The 9,796-nt window shown below is 47.8% G+C and carries 8 protein-coding genes; all 8 read left to right on the plus strand.

Translation table 11 applies throughout. The annotated features are described in order from the left end of the window. Positions 1 to 3 precede the first annotated feature (3 nt). Positions 4 to 861, plus strand: a complete 858-nt coding sequence (locus AC1DUA_RS13350; RefSeq protein ID WP_477500230.1) for an ABC transporter permease — start codon at positions 4 to 6, stop codon at positions 859 to 861. A 65-nt stretch (positions 862 to 926) separates the two neighbouring features. After that, positions 927 to 1,883, plus strand: coding sequence for a cache domain-containing protein (locus AC1DUA_RS13355; protein ID WP_477500224.1), 957 nt, complete (start codon positions 927 to 929; stop codon positions 1,881 to 1,883). Beyond that, positions 1,838 to 3,007 carry a helix-turn-helix domain-containing protein gene (locus tag AC1DUA_RS13360; RefSeq protein ID WP_477500225.1) on the plus strand — a complete coding sequence of 390 codons (1,170 nt, stop codon included), beginning with the start codon at positions 1,838 to 1,840 and terminating at the stop codon, positions 3,005 to 3,007. Before AC1DUA_RS13355 ends, AC1DUA_RS13360 begins: the two co-directional genes overlap by 46 nt. A 112-nt stretch (positions 3,008 to 3,119) precedes the next feature. Beyond that, positions 3,120 to 5,507, plus strand: a complete 2,388-nt coding sequence (locus tag AC1DUA_RS13365) for a glycoside hydrolase family 95 protein (RefSeq protein ID WP_477500226.1) — start codon at positions 3,120 to 3,122, stop codon at positions 5,505 to 5,507. Positions 5,508 to 5,817: 310 nt separating this feature from the next. Beyond that, positions 5,818 to 6,672 carry an ABC transporter permease gene (locus AC1DUA_RS13370; protein WP_477500231.1) on the plus strand — a complete coding sequence of 285 codons (855 nt, stop codon included), beginning with the start codon at positions 5,818 to 5,820 and terminating at the stop codon, positions 6,670 to 6,672. A gap of 22 nt (positions 6,673 to 6,694) precedes the next feature. After that, a complete protein-coding gene (locus AC1DUA_RS13375; RefSeq protein WP_477500227.1) occupies positions 6,695 to 7,594 on the plus strand; it encodes a carbohydrate ABC transporter permease in 900 nt (299 codons plus the stop codon). 115 nt (positions 7,595 to 7,709) lie between these two features. Further along, a complete protein-coding gene (locus tag AC1DUA_RS13380) occupies positions 7,710 to 9,371 on the plus strand; it encodes a type 2 periplasmic-binding domain-containing protein (protein ID WP_477500228.1) in 1,662 nt (553 codons plus the stop codon). 76 nt (positions 9,372 to 9,447) lie between these two features. Next, on the plus strand, positions 9,448 to 9,796 hold a 349-nt coding region (locus AC1DUA_RS13385; protein ID WP_477500229.1), incomplete at its 3' end, for a glycoside hydrolase family 95 protein.

A 9,796-nucleotide genomic window follows, 5' to 3' on the forward strand; every position in this document is an offset into this window, starting at 1 on the left:
GCGATGAGTCAAGCAGAAGTTATTGTTGGAAAAAATCAGCCCATTTCCCGGTCGAAGACAGTGGAACCTCCCGTTTCGTCCGAACAGCCTATCCTTTCAAAGCCGCAAAGAAAGGAAGCCAAATGGGAGCTTATTGTGCGGGGGAGCATTTTGCCGCTGACCGTCTTAATTTTGTGGCAGGTTTTCGGGTCATTAGGCATCGTATCCAAAACGCTGCTGCYCACGCCGTATGCGATAGGGCAGGCTTTTTATGACTTGCTCATTAGTGGTGAGCTCTTCAGGCATGTGCGAATTAGCATTTGGCGTGCGGCTGTCGGATTTCTGATTGGCGGCAGTTTAGGGTTGGCATTTGGSCTGCTCGTCGGTTTGTTCCGCAAGTTCGAGCAGACGCTTGATCCTTCCGTTCAGATGCTGAGGACCATACCGCATTTGGCGATCACACCGCTCTTTATTCTGTGGTTTGGCTTCGGCGAGTTCTCCAAGGTGCTGCTGATTGCGAAAGGGGCGTTTTTCCCGCTGTATGTGCAGACCTTTCTAGGAATCAGGAACGTGGATTCTAAATTGTTTGATGTTGCTCGAGTGCTGGAATTCAGTAAGTTCAAGCAAATCACGAAATTGGTATTACCGGCAGCGCTGCCTAATATTTTGCTTGGCTTACGGCTGTCGATCGGCGTTGCTTGGTTAGGCTATTCGAGCCGAATCGGGATAATAAGAGCCTCAAGGACTCCCATCTCAGTCGAAAAGAACCATTTTCGTCAGATAAAAGTCTCTGGAGGCTCTTTTTGGCGTCTGAATCAGCCTGTCTTGGATTTTAGAGGATCGCCTTATTTCGACAGACAAAATCCAGCTTTTATTTTATGATAGGTGGTATAATGAAAACGCTTACGTAGCTAGGTTCCTATAAATAGATGAGGTGAACAAGTGTGATGAAGCTAACTTACAATCTGAAGCTGGAGCATTCCCCCATTTTCAGAAGTTTTCTTATTTCCTATGTACTCATCCTGTTTATTCCCATGGTGACGGGCTTCATCTCCTATTACGTTTCCTCGGATATCATCAAGTCTAGCTCGCTCGAGGCAAGCGCGATGATGCTGAATCAAAGTAAAGACGTTCTGGATCGCAGAATGGAAGAGGTCGAGAACATCACGAGACAACTGTCATTGGACCAGGAACTGAACTATGTGCTGAATCAGCAAGTGGATGTCGATCACTACGACGTATATGCACTCTGGAAATCATGGCGCAATACGGCAGCGTACAGCTTGACGAACACTTTTCTGGAGGATTTCTACATTTATCTGAACAATTATCATGCTATTTTTACACCGTCCGGTGTGTATGTGCGCCCAGATGATTACTTCGACCTGTATCATTACGAGGAGGTAGATCCGATCCAGTGGAAGCAGGGACTACTCGGCAATATTCATCGCAGGGAAACGCTGCCGTCAAAGCCTTTTATCGGTAATGGGAAGAAAAGCAACGTCATCACCTATTTGCAGTCGATTCCGTTCGATAGCTTTCAGCATTCGCTCGGTACAGCTGTTATTTTGATTGATGAAAATGAAATAGCCAAAATGCTGGAGCGCATCCCGAAGCAGTACGGAGGCTGGGCTTATATCAGTGATAAGGACGGACATCCGATTGCCAGAGTTGGCATTGATGATGCTCAAATTCAAGCGATGAAAATCCCGCAACTGATTAGTCAACAACCTGGTAACCTTGTCGAGGGCGAGACGCTGTTAATTTCATCGAAATCAACCTATAACGGCTGGGTGTATGTTGTCGGCCTACCCAAAAATATCGTTTTGAAGCAGTCGGTATTCATTGCAAAAGTAACTTGGACGATCACGATTTCAACGTTATTGCTGGGTATAGTGGATTAATGCACTCACTGCCGAACATGAATTTGAAAAGAGAAACGGGTCATGTAGCAATCATTCGGATTAACGGCTATAGCGGCTTGGTCAGCAAAGAAATTATTCACGAGCTGAATGCAGCAAGGCTTTTGATCAAAAAATGCTTGGTTGATTTGAGCAGTATTTTTCAACTCAATGTAACGGATATCGACTCGGATAAAATCGGGATTCTCATGACGCTTAAGGAAGAAGTCGTTCAATTGGATGGGGAGGACATGACGGTTAATTTGTCTGGATTGTTTGAACAACTTAGAGAATATGTGAAAGAGGAGTATCGGATTCAAATGACGGTTGCCATTGGCGGCAGCTTCCAGTCACTTTCCGATAGCAGCCGTTCCTTTGAGGAAGCGAGAGGCGCGCTTGATTATTCGGTTTTTATGGAAGAAGCGGAAACGATCTGGTATCGGGATGTGATTAAGGAATCTACGACCTATTATTACCCGATTGATATGGAGCTGCGCATGTTGAATGCGGTTAAGATCGGCGAGTTGCAAGAGGTTCACCGGATTTTTGAACAGCTGCTGGCACACAACTTCACAGAACGGCAGCTATCAGCGGAGATGGTTCAGCAATTGTTTGGCGAATTGAAAGGAACTTTCTTTAAGCTGCTGCAGCATAGTCCGTTCACGGATCAAGCTGTGTCGCAAGGGCTGAAAGCGCGAATTGAGCATCTGCAGCTCTCGGCTAGCCTGGATCGCTTCCGCAATGACCTTCTTGAGCTGTTAGAAGCATTTTGCAGTAGAGTGCTGAAGAAAAAAGAAGATAGTACGGGAGAAATGATTAACAAAATCGTGGATTTCCTCGATGAGCATTACTCAGATTCTGACTTAAATCTCTATAAGATATCGGTTGACGTCGAGCTGCCAGAGAAGTATATATCGCAGTTATTTAAGGATCACACTGGTGAGAATTTATCGGACTATCTGGAGAAGATACGGATTAAAAAGGCAACCGATCTGCTGTTCAACAGCCAACATACGATTGATGAAATTTCGCAATATGTCGGATATAATAGCGCGCATGCGTTCCGAAGAGCTTTCAAACGTGTATCGGGCGTTTCCCCTAGTTTTTACCGTAAAACGGTCAATTAAGGCTGTTTCTGTATGAGCGTACCCTTGTGATAGAAGTGTACCTATACAGGAGGATCGTTTTGTGATTAATTGGGGGTGTTCATGATTCCATTCATAGAAGGAGCTGTTAACTTTGAAACTACGTTATCGAAGCTACGCAAAGGCGTGGACGGAAGCGCTTCCTATCGGGAATGGCCGTCTCGGGGCCATGGTTTTTGGCGATCCGGAAGCCGAGCATTTGCAGCTGAATGAAGATACGCTTTGGTCAGGCCGTGGGCCTGTTGATGGAAACAACCCGAATGCCAAGAACGTTCTGGCAGAAGTTCGTGGGCTTCTTGCCGAGGGCCGTTATGAGGAAGCGGACAAGAAGAGCAAAGGAATGATGGGGCCTTATAATCAATCCTATATGCCGCTTGGCGATCTTCATTTGAAGTTTCTCCACGGTGGAGTGGTTCGCGGGTATGAGCGCAGTCTGGACTTGACGAATGCTATCACTGGGGTGGCGTATCGCATTGGAGATACCCAGTATAGGCGCGAGATGTTTGCTTCATTTCCGGATCAGGTCATCGTGGTTCGTATTGAAGCGAGTGCTCCAGGCGCTTTGAACTTCACAGCGCGTCTGGATAGCCCGCATCCCTATCGAACATTCTCTACAGATGAGCATCTCTTCCTGCAAGGCATCTGCCCGGAGCATGTCGATCCGAATTATTACAACCGGGATCAGCCTGTCCTGTACGGAGATCCTGAGACAACGGAAGCCATGCGCTTTGAGGGGCGACTTGGCGTTCGTCTAGAAGACGGCACTGCTACCATTAATCATGATGGCTTACATATTAGAAAAGCCAGTGCTGTAACGCTGATATTCAGCGCGGAAACCAGCTTTCAAGGATACGATAAACCTCCTGCTAGGGAAACCGGCGAAATGGCTGCCGCTAATGAGGTGCGGCTCGAGCGAGCGCTTGGCAAATCCTACGAGCAATTGCGGCAAGCTCATATCGATGATTACACGGCGTTATTCAATCGTGTGGAGCTGAACCTTGGCGGTTCCGAGGCATCTGAGGGGATGCCGACGGACCAGCGAATCGAGCAGTACGGGGCGAAGGATGCTGGGCTAGTAGAGCTGCTGTTCCATTATGGCAGGTATTTGCTGATTGCAAGCTCACGCACCGGGTCGCAGCCAGCCAATCTCCAAGGGATATGGAACAAAGAATTAAGACCGCCATGGAGCAGTAATTTGACGTTGAACATTAATACCGAGATGAACTACTGGCTTGCGGAAACATGCCATTTATCCGAATGCCACGAGCCACTCCTCGGGTACATACAGAATTTGTCCAACAATGGACGGAAAACGGCTGAAGTTAATTATGGCAGCCGTGGCTGGGTGGCGCATCATAACGGAGACATCTGGTGCCAGTCTGCGCCAGTTGGGGATTATGGGCAAGGTGATCCGGTATGGGCGCTGTGGCCGATATCGGCTGCTTGGCTGTGCCAGCATCTGTGGGAGCATTATGCGTTCACCAAGGATGAGCAGTATTTGCGCCAGCACGCTTATCCGATCATGAGAGAAGCGGCGCTTTTCTGTCTGGATTGGCTTCATACGGACGAAAGAGGTCATCTCATCACGTCGCCGTCCACGTCGCCGGAGCACAAGTATGTGACAGCAGACGGGCAGAAGGCTGGTGTGAGTCAGGCAACGACGATGGATATGTCGTTAATTTGGGATCTGTTTATGAATAGCATCGAGGCTATCGATGTGCTGGAGCCAGCAGGTGACGAGTCCTTTAGGGACGAGATAGCAGCAGCATTAGAGAAGCTGAAGCCGATGCAAATCGGCAAACACGGTCAGCTTCAGGAATGGTCCGTGGATTGGGAGGATGAGGATGTCCATCATCGCCATGTATCGCACTTGTTCGGGGTCTACCCTGGACGTCAGCTGACGGAGCAGGAAACGCCGGAGCTGTATCAGGCGGCGCGGAATTCACTGGAGCGGCGCGGTGACGGCGGAACGGGATGGAGCTTGGCATGGAAAATTTGCCTATGGGCACGTTTCCAGGACGGAAACCGAACGCTGCAGCTGATCTCCAATCTGCTTCAGCTGGTGGAGGAAGACGGGACGAACTATCATCGCGGTGGCGTCTATGCCAACTTGTTCGATGCGCATCCGCCTTTCCAAATTGACGGCAACTTCGGATTCACCGCTGGTGTAGCGGAAATGCTCGTCCAATCGCATGCCGGCGAAATTTCCTTGCTGCCCGCTTTGCCAGATGCATGGCCTACTGGCTATGTGAAAGGCCTCCGAGCAAGAGGAGCGATCGGTGTTAGCCTCTCATGGGAGGGAGGCGCTCTGCAAGAGGTAGAGCTCGAAGTCCAATTCGGTGGCAGCTGCCGCATTCGCACCAAGGCAACTTTGCTGTCCGTCGAATCGCAAGGCAAGCAAGTACCTTTTGAACGTGTGATGGACGGTGTCATCCGTTTCGATACAGAGACGGGTCAAACGTACAAGCTGCGCAGCGTATAAAAGCTCATAAATCAAACGGCGGGTTCCATCTGGATCCGCCGTTTGGTATTTCTACTGAGAAATGTACCTGTCAAATGCAAGTGTACCTTGCCTAATTTGTGTGGGTGTACGCACTATTTTGAGGTGTACCTTTACGCTGGAGGGGGAAATGTGGTCTTGTATAGATAGTAAGCGCTACCAAACAGGAGGGATTGATCTGGATACCGTATCCGTCAGAGAAACGCGCGCTCGAAGTGTGACCAAGAAGAAGTCCAGGCTGTGGATGGAGGCGAGGAAGAGCTTTCGGAAGCACTGGCAGTTCTACTTACTTATTATACCGGCTGTTCTTTACTTCCTTATTTTTAAGTACATTCCGATGGTGAATGCGGTCATCGCCTTCAAAGATTATAGCGTTGTCAAAGGGATTTGGCACAGTCCTTGGGCTGGGCTCAAGCATTTCCATCTCTTCTTCAATAATCCGCAATTCTGGGTGTTGATTAAGAACACGCTGTTCCTTAGTTTATATCAGATCGCTATTGGCTTTCCYGTTCCGATTCTGCTCGCTTTGGCGCTGAATGAAATCCGGAACGGTATTTTCAAAAGAGCTGTGCAACTCGTCACTTACGCGCCTTACTTCATTTCAACCGTTGTAATGGTCTCCATGATTATGCTGCTTCTCTCCCCGAGATTAGGTGTGATCAATATTATTTTACAAAGCTTCGGCTTAGAATCGATCAACTTTCTTGGCATCCCGAACATGTTCCGTAGTGTCTACGTATGGTCTGACGTGTGGCAAGGTGCAGGGTATTCCGCGGTTATTTATTTGGCCGCACTGGCCGGGGTTGACCCGTCGCTGTACGAAGCGGCTAAAGTCGATGGAGCTTCTCGGTTTCAGAAAATAATTCATATTGATATACCTGGCATTATGCCCACAGCCGTCATCATTTTGATATTAAGCGTAGGGAACATCATGTCTGTCGGGTTTGAAAAAATTTATTTGCTGCAAAATCCGCTTAATCTCGAAACTGCTGAAATTATCGCTACTTATGTCTACAAAATCGGGTTGTTGAATGCGAACTTCAGCTTCGCAACGGCGGTTGGTTTGTTCAATTCGGTTGTTAACTTGATTCTGCTCTTGCTGGTTAATGCGATAGCCAAAAGAATCTCTAGTACAAGTCTTTGGTAAAAGAAAGGGGAGGACCCGCCAAATGATCAAGATGGGGCGTCGCATTCGTGAATCGACTGGGGACCGACTGTTCCTTACGGGCGTGTATATTTTTCTGGGGATCACACTGATCGTCGTTCTGTATCCGCTAGTATTCATTGTCAGCTCATCCTTAAGCAGTCCGCTCGCCGTTTCATCAGGACGTGTGTGGTTATGGCCAGTGGATCTGACATTCGTGGGATACAAGGTTGTTTTAAGCAATCCTCAGGTGCTTCAGGGTTATGGAAACTCGTTATTTTATGCCTTCTTCGGCACATTAATTAGTGTTACCTTAACGATTATTTTGGCTTATCCGCTATCTCGACGAACCTTTTTTGGACGCAGCGCACTTATGATGTTCATAACTTTTACGATGCTTTTCTCTGGCGGTCTAATTCCTACGTATTTGGTTGTCAAACAACTTGGTCTGCTCGATACGAGGTGGGCGCTGCTTATCCCGCAAGCCATCTGGGTATGGCAAATCATTATTGCCAGGACGTTTTTCCAGTCTTCTATTCCGGATGAACTGGCGGAAGCGAGCGAAATGGATGGTTGCAGCGATTTTCGTTTTCTGTGGAGCGTTGTGCTTCCCTTGTCCAAACCAATCATCGCTGTGCTGATTTTGATGTATGCCATCGGGCAGTGGAATGCGTACTTTGATGCTTTGATCTATTTGAAAACACAAAGTTTATACCCGTTGCAATTGATTCTTCGCAGCATTCTGATTCTCAATTCGGCGGCGTCAGGGAACATTGATGCAGCTGAGCAGCTGAGAAGACAGCAGTTTGCTGATTTGACCAAATACTCGCTCATTGTTATAGCAAGCTTACCTGTATTGCTCATTTATCCTTTTGTGCAGCGGTATTTCGTCAAAGGGATGCTGATTGGCTCTGTGAAAGGATAAGAGACACCTAAGAGAGGTGGTGGTGCAACTCGGGATTACGCGGAACAAAGTTTGAAAACTTGGATAAAAGTTCATGCAGGGGTTACCATTTGACAACGAAAGGGAGAGGGCGCATTTGAAAAAAACAGTCTCAACATTATGGATAATGCTGCTAACGATCAGCTTAGTTCTCACAGCTTGTACATCCCCAACTGCTTCTGATACGAGTACGCCGGGCGCAACGGGCGTGGCGAAACCATCGGAGGGCGCGAGCGCTCCAGTTCCTATCAAAATTTTTGCCCAACAAGACGCGAATATCGATCTGGCGACAAACAGTTTTTCCAAATTAGCGGAGCAGAAATTCAATATTAAATTTTCATGGCAGACGGTTCCTTTCGATGGTGCGGCTGAGAAAAGACAAATTTCACTGGCCAGCGGTGATTATCCGGATCTGTACATGCTGATTCCGTGGGTTGATAAATTTTCACAGACCGATATTCTTCGGTATTCCCAACAGGGCGTGATTCTTCCGCTTGATGATCTCATTAAACAATATGCGCCCAATGTACAAAAGGCTTTGGATAAATACCCTTACTTTAAGGCGATGAACACTGCGCCGGATGGCAAAATATATGGATTAACGCAATTGGTCGAATGTTATCACTGTTCGTATCCGAATAAAATGTGGATCAATTCGTCCTGGCTGAAAAAGCTGAATCTAACCATGCCGAAAACGTTGGATGATTACAAGAAAGTGCTTGAAGCGTTCAAAACCAAGGACCCGAATGGCAACGGCAAAGCGGACGAAGTGCCGCTAAGTGGATCTATTGAAGACTACGGCGTTCACATCATCCCTTACTTTATGAATGGCTTTATTTATGACGACGATCGCACCTATCTCCTGCTAAACGATGGCAAAGTGGACGTAGCAGCTAACAAGGAAGAGTGGAAGCAAGGCTTGCAATTCGTGAAATCCATGTATGACGGCGGCTTAATTGATAAAGGAGCATTTACGCAAAATGCTACAGCCTACAAGAAAATTGGTGACAATGCAGATGCGCAAATTCTGGGTGCCGGCGCCGCTATGCACCCTTACATTTTCGTCACAGGTGGATCGGATAATTCCAAAACGTACGATGCGGTTCCACCGCTGGAAGGGCCGAATGGGGCGTTAGCGACTTATAATTATCCGAGCGATCCAGGTGCTACCTTCGTTCTTACGAATAAAGCAAGCAAGGAAGCTCAAATCGCCGCTATTAAATTAGTCGATTACATGTTTACGCAGGAAGGCCAAATCCGCGGTCACTTCGGCGAAGAAGGGAAAGACTGGCGGAAACCGAAGGACGGCGATTCACCTGTAGAGAAGTCAGCGACTCCTCTTCTGGCGACGATTCCAACGCCGACTGGGGAAACTCCGCACAACTCGGCTTGGGGCCCGATGGCGCAATATTTCCAACCGAAGGAATTCCGGGACAGCTGGATTGCGGCTACTGATATTTATGACACAACGGGTTATGAGCGCAGATTGCAGGAAGCTACGCATCTCTATGATGGCAAGCAGCCAAAAGATGTATTCCCGCACTGGGCGATCTGGATCGATCCTTCAACTGCAGACGAAGCCGCTATGCTGAAGACGAATATTAAAAACTACATTGATCAGAATTCGCTGCAGTTCGTCACAGGCTCCAAAGATTTGAACAAGGATTGGGATGCCTATGTCGCCGGTTTGAATAAATTAAACCTCAAACGGTATACGGAAATCATGCAGCAATCCTACGATAAATCATTCAAAAAATAAGGCGATGGTCCTGTACGGCCCAGGGGGTCGTACAGGATTTTACGCTGCCAAATGATAGGTAAGGGAGAGGGTAACCATGAATAGAAATGAGCAAGCGAAGCGACACCCCATTAGCTATGAGAAACCAGCGCCGGACTTTTTTGAGGGCGCATTGATGGGGAACGGCGGCCTTGGCGCCGTGGTCACAACACGTCCAGATGCGGTTGTCATCCATTTTGGACATAACAATGTGTGGGACATTAGAATTGCTGAGAATAATCAAGATAAGATCGGCACTTTTCAAGACGTATTTGAGCAATTGAAGCAGATTCCGCAAGATCTGGAGACGTTCCGAGAGAACGATTGGTATCGCGAATACTGTGATTTGACGGCGGAGAACTACAGCAAGCCATACCCTCGGCCTATGCCGTGTGGTTCTCTTCTCC

It is taken from the genome of Paenibacillus sp. 01T422 (assembly GCF_056398785.1).

Excerpts from the sequence above, each read along its gene's own strand:
- AC1DUA_RS13355 (WP_477500224.1), top strand. The coding sequence starts at position 927 with ATGAAGCTAACTTACAATCTGAAGCTGGAGCATTCCCCCATTTTCAGA.
- AC1DUA_RS13375 (WP_477500227.1), top strand. The coding sequence starts at position 6,695 with ATGATCAAGATGGGGCGTCGCATTCGTGAATCGACTGGGGACCGACTG.